The 18064-nt window shown below is 51.3% G+C and carries 15 protein-coding genes and 3 pseudogenes; 8 read left to right on the top strand and 10 right to left on the bottom strand.

Annotated features, from left to right (window positions below; all coding sequences use genetic code 11):
- The gene (gene arnB, locus FTE26_RS17330) at positions 1–1140 is read right to left on the bottom strand and encodes a UDP-4-amino-4-deoxy-L-arabinose aminotransferase (RefSeq protein ID WP_001342601.1); all 1140 of its coding nucleotides are present in this window, start codon (positions 1138–1140) and stop codon (positions 1–3) included.
- 307 nt (positions 1141–1447) lie between these two features.
- Between arnB and ais the strand changes: the two genes are divergently transcribed.
- Positions 1448–2050: a lipopolysaccharide core heptose(II)-phosphate phosphatase Ais gene (ais, locus tag FTE26_RS17325; protein ID WP_001297077.1), complete on the top strand. Its 603-nt coding sequence runs from the start codon at positions 1448–1450 to the stop codon at positions 2048–2050.
- Between the two features lie 38 nt (positions 2051–2088).
- Here ais and nudI read toward each other — a convergent pair whose 3' ends face one another.
- Positions 2089–2514 (bottom strand): nucleoside triphosphatase NudI, encoded by a 426-nt coding sequence (gene nudI / locus FTE26_RS17320; protein WP_001249890.1) that lies wholly within the window; start codon positions 2512–2514, stop codon positions 2089–2091.
- 278 nt (positions 2515–2792) lie between these two features.
- On the opposite strand from nudI, the gene FTE26_RS17315 reads away from it, so the two are divergent.
- The 3 genes and pseudogenes from FTE26_RS17315 to FTE26_RS17305 all read left to right on the top strand — a co-directional run.
- Entirely contained in the window at positions 2793–3335 is a 543-nt protein-coding gene (locus FTE26_RS17315; protein WP_000717009.1) for a YfaZ family outer membrane protein, read from the top strand.
- Positions 3336–3434: 99 nt separating this feature from the next.
- Positions 3435–4637, top strand: coding sequence for a nicotinamide mononucleotide deamidase-related protein YfaY (locus FTE26_RS17310; protein WP_000921642.1), 1203 nt, complete (start codon positions 3435–3437; stop codon positions 4635–4637).
- 63 nt (positions 4638–4700) lie between these two features.
- Positions 4701–5162 (top strand): annotated as a pseudogene (locus FTE26_RS17305) (aldolase/citrate lyase family protein); the annotation flags it as partial.
- Positions 5163–5202: 40 nt separating this feature from the next.
- On the opposite strand, the gene FTE26_RS17300 reads toward FTE26_RS17305, so the two are convergent.
- The 4 genes from FTE26_RS17300 to glpA all read right to left on the bottom strand — a co-directional run bounded on the left by FTE26_RS17300 (position 5203) and on the right by glpA (position 10363).
- Positions 5203–6105 (bottom strand): ISNCY family transposase, encoded by a 903-nt coding sequence (locus tag FTE26_RS17300; protein WP_000140553.1) that lies wholly within the window; start codon positions 6103–6105, stop codon positions 5203–5205.
- Between the two features lie 193 nt (positions 6106–6298).
- Positions 6299–7489 carry an anaerobic glycerol-3-phosphate dehydrogenase subunit GlpC gene (gene glpC / locus FTE26_RS17295; RefSeq protein WP_001000358.1) on the bottom strand — a complete coding sequence of 397 codons (1191 nt, stop codon included), beginning with the start codon at positions 7487–7489 and terminating at the stop codon, positions 6299–6301.
- Entirely contained in the window at positions 7486–8745 is a 1260-nt protein-coding gene (gene glpB / locus FTE26_RS17290; protein ID WP_001209921.1) for a glycerol-3-phosphate dehydrogenase subunit GlpB, read from the bottom strand. Before glpB ends, glpC begins: the two co-directional genes overlap by 4 nt.
- Positions 8735–10363, bottom strand: coding sequence for an anaerobic glycerol-3-phosphate dehydrogenase subunit A (glpA, locus tag FTE26_RS17285; protein WP_000857257.1), 1629 nt, complete (start codon positions 10361–10363; stop codon positions 8735–8737). The genes glpB and glpA overlap by 11 nt, the downstream gene beginning before the upstream one ends.
- A gap of 272 nt (positions 10364–10635) precedes the next feature.
- Between glpA and glpT the strand changes: the two genes are divergently transcribed.
- Together glpT and glpQ are read left to right on the top strand one after the other, a co-directional pair.
- The gene (gene glpT, locus FTE26_RS17280) at positions 10636–11994 is read left to right on the top strand and encodes a glycerol-3-phosphate transporter (RefSeq protein ID WP_000948723.1); all 1359 of its coding nucleotides are present in this window, start codon (positions 10636–10638) and stop codon (positions 11992–11994) included.
- Positions 11995–11998: 4 nt separating this feature from the next.
- A complete protein-coding gene (gene glpQ / locus FTE26_RS17275; RefSeq protein WP_000768973.1) occupies positions 11999–13075 on the top strand; it encodes a glycerophosphodiester phosphodiesterase in 1077 nt (358 codons plus the stop codon).
- A gap of 41 nt (positions 13076–13116) precedes the next feature.
- Here the strand turns inward: glpQ and FTE26_RS17270 are convergent.
- Positions 13117–13356, bottom strand: a pseudogene (locus FTE26_RS17270) (LysR family transcriptional regulator); the annotation flags it as partial.
- Between FTE26_RS17270 and FTE26_RS17265 the strand changes: the two are divergent.
- Positions 13354–13458: pseudogene (locus FTE26_RS17265) on the top strand (hypothetical protein); the annotation flags it as partial. The pseudogenes FTE26_RS17270 and FTE26_RS17265 sit on opposite strands and share 3 nt — an antisense overlap.
- A 79-nt stretch (positions 13459–13537) precedes the next feature.
- The gene (gene inaA / locus FTE26_RS17260; protein ID WP_000301045.1) at positions 13538–14188 is read left to right on the top strand and encodes a lipopolysaccharide kinase InaA; all 651 of its coding nucleotides are present in this window, start codon (positions 13538–13540) and stop codon (positions 14186–14188) included.
- Between the two features lie 53 nt (positions 14189–14241).
- On the opposite strand, the gene yfaE is transcribed toward inaA, so the two are convergent.
- The 3 genes from yfaE to nrdA form a co-directional block, all read right to left on the bottom strand.
- Positions 14242–14496, bottom strand: coding sequence for a ferredoxin-like diferric-tyrosyl radical cofactor maintenance protein YfaE (yfaE, locus tag FTE26_RS17255; protein ID WP_000135040.1), 255 nt, complete (start codon positions 14494–14496; stop codon positions 14242–14244).
- Positions 14496–15626, bottom strand: coding sequence for a class Ia ribonucleoside-diphosphate reductase subunit beta (gene nrdB / locus FTE26_RS17250; RefSeq protein WP_000332036.1), 1131 nt, complete (start codon positions 15624–15626; stop codon positions 14496–14498). The genes yfaE and nrdB overlap by 1 nt, the downstream gene beginning before the upstream one ends.
- A gap of 88 nt (positions 15627–15714) precedes the next feature.
- The gene (gene nrdA / locus FTE26_RS17245; protein ID WP_001075177.1) at positions 15715–18000 is read right to left on the bottom strand and encodes a class 1a ribonucleoside-diphosphate reductase subunit alpha; all 2286 of its coding nucleotides are present in this window, start codon (positions 17998–18000) and stop codon (positions 15715–15717) included.
- Positions 18001–18064 lie beyond the last annotated feature (64 nt).

The raw sequence follows: 18064 nt of genomic DNA, 5'->3' as shown, positions 1-18064 counted from the left end.
TTATTGTCCTGCGAGTTGCTGAAGGGCTGTGATGACACGGTCGGCATCGGCGGTAGTCATATCCGGGAACAGCGGCAAAGAACAGATGCGTTCGCTATTCCATTCGGTATTCGGTAACGACAGCGTGGGAAAACGCTCGCGATAATATTTTTGTGTGTGAGCGGCGCGGAAATGTAACCCGGTACCAATGCCTCTTTCTTTTAACGCTTCCATCAACGCATCGCGACTGATACCACAACGTTGTTCATCGACACGAATAATAAACAGATGCCAGGCGTGAACGTGCGGCCAGGCGGGAAGGCTTAATGGCTGAAAGGGGAGAGCTGCCAGTGCTTGCTGATATTGCTGGGCAATTTCGCGCCGACGGGTGTTGAGGTGCTCTAATTTTGCTAACTGTGTCAGGGCAATTGCGGCGTTAATATCGGTCAGATTGTACTTATAGCCCGGTGTTAAGACTTCAGCCTGCGGTGCACGGCCCCAGGTTTGTCTGTCATAGGCATCGACACCCAGACCGTGAAATTTCAGCATCCGTAGCTGGCGGGCAAGGTTTTCATTATCAGTTACAATCAGGCCACCTTCCGCACAGGTAATATTTTTAATGGCATGAAATGAAAAAATAGCGGTACCTTTTGCGCCAATATGTCGCCCTTTGTAATACGTACCGACGGCATGGGCAGCATCTTCGATAACTGCGATGCCGTAACGTTCGCCAATGGCGCGAATGGCGTCAATATCTGCTGGCGCACCGGCATAATGCACCGGAATGATGGCTTTAGTGCGTGGCGTTATGGCTGACTCGATCGCTTCAGGCGTGACCATCAGCGTATCGCGGTCGACATCCACCATTACCGGCGTTGCACCCAACAAGGAAATCATATTGAGGGTTGAAACCCAGGTCAGGGAAGGCGTAATCACTTCATCGCCCTTGCCAATTTCCAACGCCATTAGCGTGATATGCATTCCGGCGGTGGCTGAACTGACCGCGATGGCATGCTGATTTCCCGTCAACTGGCAAAAGGCTTGCTCAAGCGCCTGATTCTTCGGACCGGTTGTGAGCCAACCGGATTCGAGAACCTCTTTAACTGCAGCGAGTTCCTCCACGCCCATTGCTGGTCGCGAAAAAGGCAAAAATTCTGACATTGCTTTTCCTTCCGCCATTGAATACCTGTCCACTTATATTTGCTATAAAGAGTGTTGTGTATATTTTGCCATTTGGAGCGAAATTTTAAGGATAGAATATTAACTTAACCTTAAGAAACTAATATTAGACGTAAATATTGAAATTTTTATATTTTTTCTTATTTAGGCTTTGCATTTGGCAAAATTTTGAGGCATTTTGCCGACATCGTAGGATTTTTAATATTACACCAACTGCTAATTATCGCCAGAAATGTCGCTCAATTTTACGGTAATTGTCTGGTTGCGCTTGTCTATAGGTGGAGTTTACGTGTTAGCTTTTTGCCGCTCATCATTGAAGTCAAAAAAATATTTCATCATTTTACTGGCGCTCGCTGCAATTGCCGGACTGGGTACTCATGCCGCCTGGAGTAGCAATGGTTTGCCACGTATCGACAATAAAACATTGGCCAGACTGGCACAGCAGCACCCGGTTGTCGTTTTGTTTCGCCATGCTGAACGTTGCGATCGTTCAACCAATCAATGCTTGTCAGATAAAACAGGTATTACGGTTAAAGGTACCCAGGATGCCCGTGAACTGGGCAACGCTTTTAGCGCTGACATCCCTGATTTCGATCTTTATTCCAGTAATACCGTCCGGACCATTCAGTCGGCGACCTGGTTTTCCGCGGGTAAAAAGCTGACGGTAGATAAACGACTTCTTCAGTGCGGTAATGAGATTTATAGTGCAATTAAGGACTTACAAAGCAAAGCGCCTGATAAAAATATCGTTATTTTCACCCATAATCATTGCCTGACATATATTGCTAAAAATAAGCGTGATGCGACATTTAAACCTGATTATCTGGATGGTTTAGTCATGCATGTGGAAAAAGGCAAAGTTTATCTGGATGGGGAATTCGTTAACCACTAAATTTTCAATCTGACAGCCAGTGATGGCTGTCATCATTGTTAAAGAAGACCTTTCAAACGTAACGTTTTTCGGGTGGTAACATTTAAATCATAATGCACCAGATCTTCAGGTTTTACCCACGCGTAGTCCTGAAACTCTTCGTTTATTTTCACTTCTCGGTTGGCAGAAACGCAGTCAAAAATCAGGTAAATCATATAAATCTCTTCCTTGCGACCATCTGCATACGTCTTGGTGCGAATATCATCGCTGAAGGTCCACGGCGTGATTTCTGTCAAAAGCAGCTGTTCTCCCAGTTCTTCGCGAATTTCGCGGCGTAGTGCCTCTTCAATTCGTTCGCCAGACTCCACGCCGCCACCCGAAAGCGCCCATTGACCGGGGAAAACGCCGCGATCGTCGGCCATTTTACACAGCAAATAAGCACCATCATTTTGAATCAAAGGGCATACAATAGTCCGTTGTCGCATAGGGGTATTCCTTATAAATAAAAAGAAACCATGAGAATACGGTAACTCAGAAATATGTGAAAGTGACAGTAATCTCTTTTGCAATGATAACTGCACTTATTATTATTTTTGTGTGTATCGGTAAAGTGTGTTTATTTTTTCGGCGTTTAATTATTTAAGAAGTATTTAGTTACAATAAGTGACTAGATCCCTTTTTTCGCTCATTGAATCCTCTGTGCCAGGCAGTACAATCCCGCAGCTTTGGGAATTTTGATTAATTGCTTGTGGGAAAGGGGATAATGAAAAAAATTGCGCTAGCAGGTCTGGCCGGAATGCTGTTGGTTTCTGCATCGGTCAATGCAATGAGCATCAGCGGCCAGGCGGGTAAAGAATACACCAATATTGGTGTCGGTTTTGGGACTGAATCGACGGGCCTGGCTTTAAGCGGTAACTGGACACATAACGACGACGACGGTGACGTCGCGGGCGTGGGGCTGGGGTTGAATCTGCCTCTCGGGCCGTTAATGGCGACCGTTGGCGGAAAAGGCGTTTACACCAACCCGAATTACGGCGATGAAGGTTATGCCGCAGCGGTAGGAGGTGGTTTGCAGTGGAAAATTGGCAACAGCTTCCGTTTGTTTGGCGAGTATTACTACTCTCCGGATTCGCTCTCCAGCGGTATTCAAAGTTATGAGGAAGCGAATGCTGGCGCGCGTTACACCATTATGCGTCCAGTCAGTATTGAGGCGGGTTATCGCTACCTGAATCTGTCGGGTAAAGACGGTAACCGCGACAACGCCGTGGCTGACGGCCCGTATGTTGGGGTTAACGCCAGTTTCTGATCCCTTCCGGCGCGGCATTCTGTCGCGCCATTCAGTTTATTACTACGCCTTATCTCCCTTTGCGTTATAGTGATTCGATAACAAAAGCAGGAGATAACCATGTTAAAAGTGGAAATGCTATCCACCGGGGATGAAGTGTTACACGGGCAAATCGTTGACACTAACGCTGCCTGGCTGGCCGATTTTTTCTTTCATCAGGGGCTGCCATTATCTCGCCGCAATACGGTGGGGGATAACCTTGATGACTTAGTCACCATTCTTCGCGAACGTAGTCAGCACGCCGATGTGCTGATCGTTAACGGCGGGCTGGGACCGACCAGCGATGATTTAAGCGCACTCGCCGCTGCGACAGCAAAAGGTGAAGGCATGGTGCTGCATGAAGCCTGGCTCAAAGAGATGGAACGCTATTTCCACGAACGTGGACGAGTAATGGCACCGAGCAACCGTAAACAAGCGGAGCTGCCTGCCAGTGCTGAATTTATCAATAACCCGGTAGGCACCGCCTGTGGTTTTGCCGTGCAGCTTAATCGTTGCCTGATGTTCTTTACTCCCGGCGTACCGTCAGAATTTAAGGTGATGGTCGAGCACGAAATCCTGCCGCGTCTGCGCGAGCGTTTTTCTTTACCACAGCCGCCGGTTTGTCTGCGTTTAACTACCTTTGGTCGTTCGGAAAGCGATCTGGCACAAAGCCTGGACACTCTACAACTGCCGCCGGGCGTAACAATGGGCTATCGCTCTTCAATGCCGATTATCGAACTGAAACTCACCGGACCGGCAAGCGAGCAACAGGCGATGGAAAAACTGTGGCTGGACGTTAAACGTGTTGCCGGACAGAGCGTGATTTTCGAAGGCACCGAAGGACTGCCCGCGCAGATCAGTCGCGAATTGCAAAACCGCCAGTTCAGCCTGACGTTGAGCGAGCAATTCACCGGCGGTTTATTGGCTTTGCAACTTTCTCGCGCAGGTGCTCCATTGCTGGCGTGTGAAGTGGTTCCTTCACAGGAAGAAACCCTGGCGCAAACTGCGCACTGGATTACAGAACGGCGGGCCAACCATTTTGCCGGGCTGGCACTGGCTGTTTCGGGTTTCGAGAACGAGCATCTCAACTTTGCGCTAGCCACGCCAGACGGCACTTTCGCTCTGCGTGTGCGTTTCAGCACTACACGCTACAGCCTGGCTATCCGTCAGGAAGTGTGCGCAATGATGGCACTGAATATGCTGCGCCGTTGGTTAAACGGCCAGGATATCGCCAGTGAGCATGGCTGGATTGAGGTTATTGAGTCCATGACCTTATCTGTCTGATTCCGCCACTCTGTGCCGGTTTACTGCACCGGCACATTCCCCCTCCGGCAAAACTTGTCCAACCCTCCCTACGGTGAGCGTGGTGTTGGGGCCAGTGTGGCACGGGCTGCGCGCTGGGGACGCATTGAGAATTACATGGCGCAAGTTAACGATTCACTTTGTCTGTTGGTGCAGGTGGAAAGTAAAACGGCACTGGATAACCTGGACGAAATCCTCGACGTCGAAGGGATTGATGGCGTGTTTATTGGACCTGCGGATCTTTCTGCGTCGTTGGGCTACCCGGATAACGCAGGGCACCCGGAAGTGCAGCGAATTATTGAAACCAGTATTCGGCGGATCCGTGCTGCGGGTAAAGCGGCTGGTTTTCTGGCTGTGGCTCCTGATATGGCGCAGCAATGCCTGGCGTGGGGAGCGAACTTTGTCGCTGTTGGCGTTGACACGATGCTCTACAGCGATGCCCTGGATCAACGACTGGCGATGTTTAAATCAGGCAAAAATGGGCCACGCATAAAAGGTAGTTATTGATATCAAAGGCCCATGGGGATCGGCTGTGGGCCTGTGTTAATTAGTGGTTATTCGCTGCCAGATCGGCTTCGCTTAGCTGGGTGGCCGCGAGCACCTGGTCACGATCAATGCCCTGTTCCAGCATGCGCAAAGCAATTTTAATGGCTTGTTCATGCATACCTTCCTGCCAGCCAATTTGATGCCCTTCCTGCCGTAGCCGTTCAGCAATAGTCATTAATCTCTCCTTTTGTAGTGGTGAACGTTCGGCAATCTCCTCAATAAAACGGGTGAAACGGGAGGTATCGCCGCATTGCAGCAGATAATTAAACAGTGTTTGTAGCTGGCTGTCATTAGTGAAGCCTCTAACCAAAAGCGTGGTGATCCTGTCGACCATGCCGATTAAATCGCGGTCGCGAATATGCTTTTGAATCAGTTCCAGCAGAGCTATACGCCGATGTTGCATGATCTCATCGTCAGGTACGATGGTGATATCCACCAACGGAAAAGCTTCGGTGTACAACTGCCGGGCAAGTTGCGGATCGTCAAACTCATCCAGCCAGTTAAGTGAGTACGGGTAGGGCGATGTTTCGCCATGATAAAACAGCAATGGCACCACCAGCGGAACTCTGTCATAGCCTTTATCCAGGTGACGCTGCATGGCGGCAGTGGCATAGCGCATTAGCCGAAAAGCCATATTCTTTTCTGCAGAGCTTTGATGTTCAATCACGCAGTAGATATAGCCGTCACCGTCGCTGGTTTCCACGGACCACAAAACATCCGAGTAGTAAGCGCGTAAACTTTTTTCAATAAAACTAGTGGGTTCCAGGCGTAAGGTTTGCAGGTTGCAAAGCTTGCGCAGTGGTTCTGGTAAATGTATTTCGAGAAAATCCCCTGCGGTTTCGGGTGTGAACATAAAGGTTTTAAACACCGCATCATGCGGGGAGGATGTTGTTGATTCGGTCATGGTTGTCCGTCACCTGATATTTATGATGACGCGACATTACGTCTATCCCGGGCCTTTGACATCTGTCAGTTTCAGCCTTTGCGAGACATTTTCAGAGGAATTTTCAAAGCGTTGCAACGCATACATGGTGCGTGGAATCGCGCTCGCAAAAATGCCCGATAAGCAATGTGCTTACCGGGCATCAAAAGGTCGGTTAAGCCAGCGCCTGGGCCAGTAGCGTAATCGGATGTTCGCAGCGAAGGCTCGTGGACATCTCAATCTGCCATTTGCAGGTTTCGCAGTCGGTGATGACCAGATCCGCGCCGCTCTCTTCTATCTGGCGGAACAGTGGCGCACCGATGGCTTGTGAGGTGGGGTAGTTCTCTTTTTTGAAACCGTAAGTACCCGCAATACCGCAGCACTGGGAATCCAGCACCGTTAACTCAAGCCCCGGGATTTTACGCAACAGCTCCAGGGTGTAGAGCGTCCAGCCCATTTTTTCCATATGGCACGGAGTGTGATAAACCACTTTCAGCGGCAGCGGTTTCAGCGGTAACGTTTTGCCTTCGTCCAGCTTGCGCCACAGCCAGCGGGTTGCCAGTTCGATATGATCGCGCAAGCCTTTGTTGTCGACATTCAGCACTTCCGGGTATTCGTCGCGCAGGGCAAATGTACAGGTTGAGGAGGTGGCAATCACCGGAATGCCTTTTACTCCCACAGCTTCGCGGATCGACTCTACATTCGTAATTGCCTGTTTGCGTGCTTTATCGGTAAAGCCGTTGGCGATTAGCGGTACGCCGCAGCATTTTTCTTTGCTGAGCAGTTGTACACCGGTACCCATTGCGTTGAGCACTTTAATTAAATCTTTACCTAACTGCGGATGGTTGTAGTTAACGAAGCAGCCGTGAAAGAAAGCGACCTGGTCTTTATATTGTGCTTGCTGAGCCGCTATGCTGCGATACCAGCGACGGAACGTGCCGAAGGAGTATTTCGGTAGCGTGCGGCGATGATCGATTTTTAACGCCGCATCAAGCAGCTGCCGCACCGGTTTCAGCGAGGTAGCGGTGTTGACGATTGGTGCGAACGGCGTGGAAACGCTACCCATCAGGTCGGTATGACTCAACACAAAATTACGCAGCGACGGGCGCGTGGTGTCATATTTTGCCCGCGCGCGCTGGATAATATCGCCAATCTTCACATCGGACGGGCAGGCGACTTCACAACGTTTGCAGTTGATGCAATATTTCAGCGCCTCGTCATACAGTGCGCCATCTTTCAAACGCAGACGCTCGCCATCCGGCCCGGCTTGTTTTGGCCCTGGATAACCGGGATTCACCCGGCTCACCGGGCAGGCGGTGGTGCAGACGGTGCACTTAATGCAGTTTTCGAAGCTGGTGTCGTTCATTGTTGGCCTCCTGCGCGTTGGGCAATCTGTTGAGCGGCATGTAAAGCACTGACGGCACAAACACCGCCGCCGCATCCCTGGGCGATGGGATCAAATCCGCCCAGCACCGAACCGATGGCAAACAGGTTCTCAATGGTTTGCCCTGCCTGCGACGGGCGTAGCGTCTCATCAGTGGTTACACCGAACTGCTGCCACGGTTGCGGCGCAAAAAAATCGCCCTTATACCATTCACCCCGCGTGGCGGTTTGTAGCACATCAAGGCCGAGAATCGGCTCGCGAATGCCGTTACGTTCCGCTACCAGTCCGCCACTAAAGAAACTGCCGCTGGCGAGAACCGCGAAACGTGGACGTAGCGGAATATCGGCGTGATTGCGGGTCCAGATTTCATTCACTACGCCATTTTTACAGGTCACTTTTTTCACTTCATCGCCCGGCATCCACACGCCACCCTGGCGCACAAACTGGCGCTGTAACTGGTTTTGCAGACGAATGCCCAGCACGGAAGGCGGCAGCGTTGGCAAAAGCATCAGTGAACAAGGTAGTTTTTCATTCAACCAACGCCACAGTTTGTCATCGGCCAGGCCGAAGCAGGCGGGCATCAGGATCATTTCGCAGGTATTGGCGACAGGAATAAGCGCATCAAGTAACAGCGGCCAGTTTTCTTCATTATCAAGGAAACGGGCGATATTCACAGCGCGAAATTCGGTGGCGTTATTGCGCAGGACATCCAGTTCCGGCAGCTCTATTTCTGCGGTTTCAACCGAAAGATCCAGTTCGCGCAACGAAGCCGCCGCAAGATGCGCCTGGAAATCCATCAGCCCGCTTATCCCCACTACACATATCTTCTTCGCGGGTAGCGGCCAGACGGGAACTTCTGGCGAACTTAACCAGGTTGCACGCAAAGTGCCGAGCGGGGTAACGCGCTGATGGGCCAGTTCCACGCTGCCCTGCAATTGCGCACCGCTTTCAGCGATCAATGCCTGCGCCTGGCAAGCGAGATCGAGCACGCGTTGTGGTTCGAGAAGACTGTAAGGATGGGCTGGTGCCTGCTGACGCAAAGATTCCAGTCCACTGTGAATGTCTGTCACCGGTTGACCATCAGGCAGATGGCTCAGCAAATCCAGCGAACCGGATGAGAAATGCAGCGCGCTTTGACCACGCGTGACAATGGCACAGCGCAGGCCGTGTTTTTGCAGTTGCAGGCCACAGAGTAATCCGGCGAGGCCGCCGCCCATAATGACAGTATCAAAGCGCATCTTTCTGCTCCTTCTCCAGACCACACAGTCCCTGATAAACCCAGCGGGTAAATTCGCTTTCGCGCAGTGCGTCTCCCCAGGCGATGGGTTGCACGCCTTTCCAGCGTTCGTTAAGGAAGGTGGAAAGTTGCTCGATAGATTGCGCGGACGTCGTGACGTTAAACCGTTGCAGCAGTCCGGCAGCGCGGCAGGCGCAGAGTTCGCCCTGGCAGGTGCCCATCCCCACACGGGTACGACGGCGTAAATCCAGCAGGCTATTAACGTTTAAATTTTCTACCGCGTACTGCACTTCACCCGCAGTTACCGCTTCGCACTCACATACCAGGCTACGGTGCAGACGGCCTTCGCTCAGCCAGGCAGGCGTGCGATCGCCATGACGATAAACCGCAGAACCGCGCAGCGGGGCAGGCAGGGAGATGACTTTACGCAAGGTAACTTCAGCGGGTTCTTGTGAACCAGGCAGTGCCAGATCGGCAGTCGTACAGGGGCGCGTGTTGCCCAGTTTGCGGCATACCGCGTCGGTAGCCCATTCAGCCATCAGCCGATAGGTCATCAGTTTGCCACCGGTGATGGTGATAAATCCGTCCAGACCATCGCGTTCAGCATGGTCGAGCAGCACGATGCCACGGCTGACGTTACGTCCGCTCGGGTCGTCATCGCTGGCAACCAGCGGGCGCACGCCAGAATAGGCCCGCAAAATGCGCGTTTTCGCCATCACGGGGGCCAGTTTTTCCCCTTCACGCAGCAGAATATCAACCTCTTCTGCCGTCACTCGATTATCGTCAATCTCGTTGTAATCAATACGTAAAGAGGTGGTACCAATCAGCGAAATGGTATCGCCAGGCACCAGAATATCGGCGTCGGAAGGTTTACGGCAGCGGTTGATCACATGCTGGTTAATGCGGTGATCCATGATCAGCAGCGATCCTTTCGCCGGGAACATGCGAATGCGCAGATCGGCATATTCGGCAATGTGTTGCCCCCAGATCCCAGCGGCATTAACCACGACAGGTGCATGAAGGGCCTGAGTTTCGCCGGTGAGATGGTTACGTACACGAACACCGCACACCGTCGCGCCTTCACGAATCAGCCCCGTGACTTCATGAGCGGTAAGGATAACGGCACCGTGTTCTTTGGCATCCAGCATGTTTGCTGCGGTCAGACGAAATGGATCAACGGTGCCATCCGGAACTTTCACCGCGCCAATCAGTGCCGGGTTAACGGCAGGTTCGATAATGCGCGCTTGCTGCGGGTCTATAGCTTCTGCGCTGATCCCTGCTTCTTCGCAGGCGCGAATAAAAGTGGCCTGGAATGAGAGGTCATCTTCCGGCAGGGTGATAAACAGGCCGTTGGTTGGTTCAACGCAGTGACGTGCAATGCGTTTCAGGATCTGGTTTTCACTAATGCATTCGCGGGCCGATTCCGCATCGGTTACCGCATAGCGCGCACCGCTGTGCAGCAGGCCGTGGTTACGCCCGGTGGCACCGGTTGCGATGTCGTGGCGCTCAACCAAAATCACGCGCAGCCCGCGCAGGGCACAGTCGCGGGCAATCCCGGCTCCCGTTGCGCCGCCGCCAATGATAATCACGTCACTTGATTGCGAGTCGCGAGTTTTCATTGTTATCCCTCTGAAGTTCGTTTTTTACCATTTAGCCATAGTAAAAACATGAATTGTTTGATTTCGCGCATATTCGCTCATAATTCGAAAGTGAAACGTGATTTCATGCGTCATTTTGAACATTTTGTAAATCTTATTTAATAATGTGTGCGGCAATTCACATTTAATTTATGAATGTTTTCTTAACATCGCGGCAACTCAAGAAACGGCAGGTTCTCTCACTGAATCAGGCTGTTAATCATAAATAAGACCACGGGCCACGGAGGCTATCAATGTTGAGTATTTTTAAACCAGCGCCACACAAAGCGCGCTTACCTGCCGCGGAGATCGATCCGACTTATCGTCGATTGCGCTGGCAAATTTTCCTGGGGATATTCTTTGGCTATGCGGCTTACTATTTGGTTCGTAAGAACTTTGCGCTTGCTATGCCTTATCTGGTTGAGCAGGGATTCTCACGCGGTGATTTAGGTTTTGCCCTTTCGGGGATCTCGATTGCTTATGGATTTTCGAAATTCATCATGGGTTCGGTATCGGATCGCTCGAATCCGCGCGTTTTCCTGCCCGCAGGTTTGATTCTGGCGGCGGCAGTGATGTTGTTTATGGGCTTTGTGCCATGGGCGACGTCGAGCATTGCGGTGATGTTTGTACTGTTGTTCCTCTGCGGTTGGTTCCAGGGGATGGGGTGGCCGCCGTGTGGTCGTACTATGGTGCACTGGTGGTCGCAGAAAGAACGTGGCGGCATTGTGTCAGTGTGGAACTGTGCGCACAACGTCGGTGGTGGTATTCCGCCGCTGCTGTTCCTGCTGGGGATGGCCTGGTTCAATGACTGGCATGCGGCGCTCTATATGCCCGCTTTCTGCGCCATTCTGGTGGCATTATTCGCCTTTGCGATGATGCGCGATACCCCGCAATCTTGTGGTTTGCCGCCGATCGAAGAGTACAAAAATGATTACCCGGACGACTATAACGAAAAAGCGGAACAGGAACTGACGGCGAAGCAGATCTTCATGCAGTACGTGTTGCCGAACAAATTGCTGTGGTATATCGCCATCGCCAACGTGTTCGTTTATCTGCTGCGTTACGGCATCCTCGACTGGTCACCGACTTACCTGAAAGAGGTTAAACATTTCGCGCTGGATAAATCTTCCTGGGCCTACTTCTTCTATGAGTATGCGGGTATTCCGGGCACCCTGCTGTGCGGCTGGATGTCGGATAAAGTCTTCCGTGGCAACCGTGGGGCAACCGGCGTTTTCTTTATGACACTGGTGACCATCGCGACTATCGTTTACTGGATGAACCCGGCAGGTAACCCAACCGTCGATATGATTTGTATGATTGTTATCGGCTTCCTGATCTACGGTCCTGTGATGCTGATCGGTCTGCATGCGCTGGAACTGGCACCGAAAAAAGCGGCAGGTACGGCAGCGGGCTTTACCGGGCTGTTTGGTTACCTGGGCGGTTCGGTGGCGGCGAGCGCGATTGTTGGCTACACCGTGGACTTCTTCGGCTGGGATGGCGGCTTTATGGTAATGATTGGCGGCAGCATTCTGGCGGTTATCTTGTTGATTGTTGTGATGATTGGCGAAAAACGTCGCCATGAACAATTACTGCAAAAACGCAACGGAGGCTAATGGCATGAAATTGAAGCTGAAAAACCTTAGCATGGCGATCATGATGAGCACTATAGTCATGGGAAGCAGTGCAATGGCGGCGGACAGCAACGAAAAAATAGTCATCGCCCATCGCGGTGCCAGTGGATATTTGCCGGAGCATACGCTGCCAGCAAAAGCGATGGCGTATGCGCAGGGAGCGGATTATCTGGAACAGGATTTGGTGATGACCAAAGACGACCATCTGGTTGTTCTGCATGACCATTATCTCGATCGTGTTACTGATGTTGCCGATCGTTTCCCGGATCGGGCGCGCAAAGACGGTCGTTACTACGCGATAGATTTCACGCTGGATGAAATTAAGTCGCTGAAATTTACCGAAGGTTTCGATATTGAAAACGGTAAAAAAGTACAGACTTATCCGGGGCGTTTCCCAATGGGTAAGTCCGACTTCCGGGTGCACACCTTTGAAGAAGAGATTGAATTTGTTCAGGGGTTAAATCACTCTACCGGGAAAAATATCGGTATCTATCCAGAAATTAAAGCGCCGTGGTTCCATCATCAGGAAGGGAAGGATATTGCGGCAAAAACGCTGGAAGTGCTGAAGAAATATGGTTACACCGGTAAGGACGACAAAGTTTATTTGCAATGTTTTGATGCTGATGAGCTGAAGCGTATTAAGAATGAGCTGGAACCCAAAATGGGCATGGATCTCAATCTGGTACAGCTGATTGCCTATACCGACTGGAATGAAACGCAGCAGAAACAGCCGGATGGAAGCTGGGTTAATTACAACTACGACTGGATGTTTAAGCCGGGTGCTATGAAACAGGTGGCGGAATATGCCGACGGTATCGGGCCGGATTACCATATGTTGATTGAGGAAACATCGCAGCCGGGTAATATCAAACTCACTGGCATGGTGCAAGATGCTCAGCAGAATAAACTGGTAGTGCATCCTTATACCGTGCGGTCAGATAAACTGCCTGAATACACTACTGATGTGAATCAGTTATATGATGCTCTGTATAACAAAGCGGGTGTAAATGGGCTGTTTACTGATTTCCCTGATAAGGCAGTAAAATTCCTTAATAAAGAGTAATGCTACTGCAGGATGGCGTTCATGCGCCATCCTGTCTCACATCAAATTTTTCCATTCACCACGAGTTGTTCCGTACACGTTTGTAGTAAAAACAGTGGACTGCCTTCTACCGGCTTTTCTTTAGCCAACAACGAAATCTGTCGATAGAAGGTTGGTTCGTGAGGAACGGAACACAATTCACCTGCAATGCTTTTCAGCGTTAACTCTGGTTGTAAGGCGATGCCTAATCCCTGTCGAATAAACTTCATCGCTGTATCCTACTGATTAAATTCACATTTTATCTACTGGGCGCACTATTAGTGGTAGTGGCTGGTGGAATCTATGCGCTGCAAATGAAGGGTAAAAGCGGTGTCACGCTAGTAGTGGCAAAAGAAATTCATTAATACGACACGTTTCATTAAGATTTTCCTCAGGTAACCACCTATAGTCATTGTCGTTAATAAAAATGACAGGCGATAGGGTATGGCAGTTTCAGCAAAGTACGACGAATTTAATCACTGGTGGGCAACAGAGGGCGACTGGGTTGAAGAGCCTAACTATCGCCGTAATGGTATGAGCGGGGTGCAATGCGTCGAGCGCAACGGCAAAAAGCTGTATGTAAAGCGCATGACGCATCATCTGTTTCATTCCGTACGTTATCCGTTCGGCCGACCAACGATTGTCCGTGAGGTTGCGGTAATTAAAGAACTGGAACGGGCCGGTGTCATCGTGCCGAAGATCGTTTTTGGTGAAGCGGTGAAAATTGAGGGTGAATGGCGAGCGTTGCTGGTGACTGAAGATATGGCGGGGTTCATCAGCATTGCTGACTGGTATGCCCAGCATGCAGTATTGCCTTATTCTGACGAAGTACGGCAAGCCATGTTGAAAGCAGTGGCGCTGGCGTTTAAGAAAATGCATAGCATTAATCGTCAGCATGGCTGTTGTTATGTTCGCCATATCTATGTGAAAACAGAAGGTAATGCAGAAGCTGGTTTTCTTGACCTGGAGAAAAGTCGTCGCCGCTTGCGTCGCGATAAAGCGATTAATCATGACTTCCGCCAGCTGGAAAAATATCTGGAGCCAATCCCCAAAGCGGACTGGGAGCAGGTGAAAGCGTATTACTACGCCATGTAATCGTTGTAGGCCAGATAAGACGCATAAGCGTTGTATCTGGCACTACAACCAATTCACATCTCGATTTCAATATCGCCTTTTGCCCGGCAACAACAGGGCAAAATTTCCCCCGGCTGAATAAAGGCTAACGGTTCGGCAATCCAGTCAACCTGACCTGCAACCAGACGGGTGCGACAGGAGCCGCAGTAACCTTCGCGACACTGATACTCAACCGCCACATTGTGGGATTCCAGCGCCGCCAGAAGGGAAGGGTGTTCATCCTGGCACAGCAGTTGTGTGCCAGTGATGCGCAGGGTAACGCGGGCCATCAGAGTTGGAAGTTACTCAAATCGTCGGTGTCCACTTCCGCGTCAATCTGCCCGACCAGATAAGAACTGACTTCCACTTCCTGCGGAGCAACCTGCACGTTATCAGACACCAGCCAGGTGTTGATCCATGGGATCGGGTTGGAGCGCGTCTGGAACGGCAGATCCAAACCGACTGCCTGCATACGGATATTGGTGATGTATTCAACGTACTGGCAGAGAATGTCTTTATTCAGACCAATCATCGAACCGTCGCGGAACAGATAATCCGCCCAGTCTTTCTCCTGTTGAGCTGCCTGAACAAACAGGTCATAGCACTCCTGCTTACACTCTTCGGCAATTTCCGCCATCTCAGGATCGTCCGCGCCGCTGCGCAGCAGATTCAGCATATGCTGGGTGCCGGTCAGGTGCAGGGCTTCGTCGCGGGCAATCAGGCGAATAATTTTGGCGTTGCCTTCCATCAATTCGCGTTCTGCAAATGCGAAGGAACAAGCAAAGCTGACGTAGAAACGAATCGCTTCCAGCGCGTTAACGCTCATCAGGCAGAGATACAGTTTTTTCTTCAGCTCGCGCAGGCTAACGGTCACAGTTTTACCGTTAACGGTGTGGGTACCTTCGCCCAGCAGATGCCAGTAGCTGGTCATTTCGATCAGCTCATCGTAATAGCTGGAGATCCCTTCCGCACGTTTCTGGATCTGCTCGTTGGTGACGATATCGTCAAACACAACAGACGGATCGTTAACGATATTACGAATGATATGAGTATAGGAACGGGAATGAATCGTTTCTGAGAACGCCCAGGTTTCGACCCAGGTCTCCAGTTCCGGGATCGAGATCAGCGGCAGCAGTGCCACGTTCGGGCTACGGCCCTGAATGGAATCCAGCAGCGTCTGATATTTCAGGTTGCTGATAAAGATGTGTTTTTCGTGTTCAGGCAGTGCCTGGTAATCGATACGGTCGCGAGAAACGTCAACTTCTTCCGGACGCCAGAAGAAAGAGAGCTGCTTTTCGATCAGCTTTTCGAAGATGTCATATTTTTGCTGATCGTAGCGAGCCACGTTGACCGGCTGACCAAAGAACATCGGTTCTTTGAGCTGATCATTTTTCGTCTGTGAAAAGGTGGTATATGCCATGAGTGTGTCCTGTGGTTTTATTACCCCTCACCCTAACCCTCTCCCGCAAGGGGAGAGGGGACGGTTTGGTGCAAAGGCTGGGGGATTATCAGATCTTACATGCGCCGCTTTCGCAGCCATCGTCCTGGATTGACGGCACCAGATCGTCCTGCGCGTCTTCAGCGCCGTCACGGGTGTTCTGATAATACAGCGTTTTGACCCCGAATTTGTAGGCGGTGAGCAGGTCTTTCAGCAACTGCTGCATCGGCACTTTTCCTGACGGGAAACGTGACGGATCGTAGTTGGTGTTAGCAGAGATCGACTGATCGATAAATTTCTGCATGATACCTACCAGTTGCAGGTAGCCATCGTTACCCGGCATTTCCCACAGCAGCTCATAGGCGTCGTGCAGGTGCTCGTAGTCCGGCACCACCTGGCGCAAAATACCGTCTTTCGACGCTTTGATGCTGACGTAACCGCGCGGCGGTTCAATACCGTTAGTGGCGTTAGAGATCTGTGAAGAAGTCTCTGACGGCATCAGGGCAGAAAGCGTGGAGTTACGCAGGCCGTGCGTTTTGATTGATTCACGCAATGCTTCCCAGTCGTAATGCAGCGGCTCATTAGCGATGGTATCCAGATCTTTCTTATAGGTATCGATCGGCAGGATCCCTTTCGCGTAAGTGGTTTCGTTAAACCACGGGCACGCGCCTTGCTCTTTTGCCAGCTCGTTAGACGCTTTCAGCAGGTAATACTGAATCGCTTCGAAGGTTTTATGCGTCAGGTTGTTGGCGCTGCCGTCGGAGTAACGCACACCGTGCTTCGCCAGGTAGTAAGCGAAGTTGATCACACCAATACCCAGCGTACGACGACCCATCGCTCCACGTTTGGCGGCCGGGATCGGGTAATCCTGATAATCCAGCAGCGCGTCAAGTGCACGAACCGCCAGAATTGCTAGCTCTTCCAGTTCATCCAGGCTATTAATTGCGCCCAGGTTGAAAGCAGACAGCGTACACAGCGCGATTTCACCGTTCTCGTCGTTGACGTCGTTCAGCGGTTTGGTCGGCAGGGCTATCTCCAGGCACAGGTTAGACTGACGCACTGGCGCGATGGCCGGATCAAACGGGCTATGGGTATTGCAGTGGTCAACGTTCTGAATATAGATACGACCGGTAGACGCACGTTCCTGCATCATCAGCGAGAACAGCTCAACGGCTTTCACACGCTGCTTGCGGATGCTGTCGTCTTTCTCATATTTGGTATACAGGCGTTCAAACTCTTCCTGATCGGCGAAGAATGCGTCGTACAGCCCCGGTACGTCGGACGGGCTGAACAGGGTGATATCTTCACCTTTCAGCAGGCGGGTATACATCAGTTTGTTGATCTGTACCCCGTAGTCCATATGGCGCACGCGGTTGCCTTCCACACCACGGTTGTTTTTCAACACCAGCAGGCTTTCCACTTCCAGATGCCACATCGGGTAGAACAGCGTTGCCGCACCGCCGCGCACGCCGCCCTGAGAGCAGGATTTCACCGCTGTCTGGAAATGTTTGTAGAACGGAATACAGCCGGTATGGAACGCTTCACCACCGCGAATCGGGCTACCCAGCGCACGAATACGCCCGGCGTTGATGCCGATCCCGGCACGCTGGGAAACGTATTTCACAATCGCGCTGGAGGTAGCGTTGATGGAATCCAGACTGTCACCGCACTCGATCAGTACGCAGGAGCTGAACTGACGAGTCGGGGTACGCACGCCGGACATGATTGGCGTCGGCAGCGAAATTTTAAATGTGGAAACCGCGTCGTAAAAACGCTTCACATATTGCAGGCGCGTTTCACGCGGGTAGTTCGAGAACAGGCACGCGGCAACCAGAATATAAAGGAACTGGGCGCTTTCGTAGATTTCGCCGGTCACGCGGTTCTGTACCAGATATTTGCCTTCCAGCTGCTTAACGGCAGCATAAGAGAAGGTCATATCACGGTCGTGATCGATAAACGTGTCCATCTGCTTGAACTCTTCTTCCGTGTAGTCTTCCAGCAGATGATTATCGTATTTGCCCATCTCGACCATTTTCACCACGTGGTCGTACAGCGCAGGCGGCTCAAACTGGCCGTAGGCTTTTTTACGCAGGTGGAAGATCGCCAGGCGCGCGGCGAGATACTGATAATCCGGCGCATCACGGGAGATCAGGTCTGCGGCCGCCTTGATAATGGTTTCGTGGATGTCAGAGGTCTTGATACCGTCATAAAACTGAATGTGGGAGCGCAGCTCGACCTGGGAAATCGAAACGTTATGCAGTCCTTCTGCCGCCCAATCCAGAACGCGATGGATTTTGTCGAGATTGATGCGCTCTGTGCTACCGTCGCGCTTTGTCACCAGCAGATTCTGATTCATGTATGTCGTACCTGTTTTTGGAATTCTTTCCGCAATAGTTTCATGCAGACTACCTGTAGTACGG

Origin of the sequence: Escherichia sp. S10b, from assembly GCF_028421345.1 — a bacterium.
Classification (GTDB): domain Bacteria; phylum Pseudomonadota; class Gammaproteobacteria; order Enterobacterales; family Enterobacteriaceae; genus ECMA0423.
This window is presented reverse-complemented; position numbering and strand designations above follow the sequence as displayed.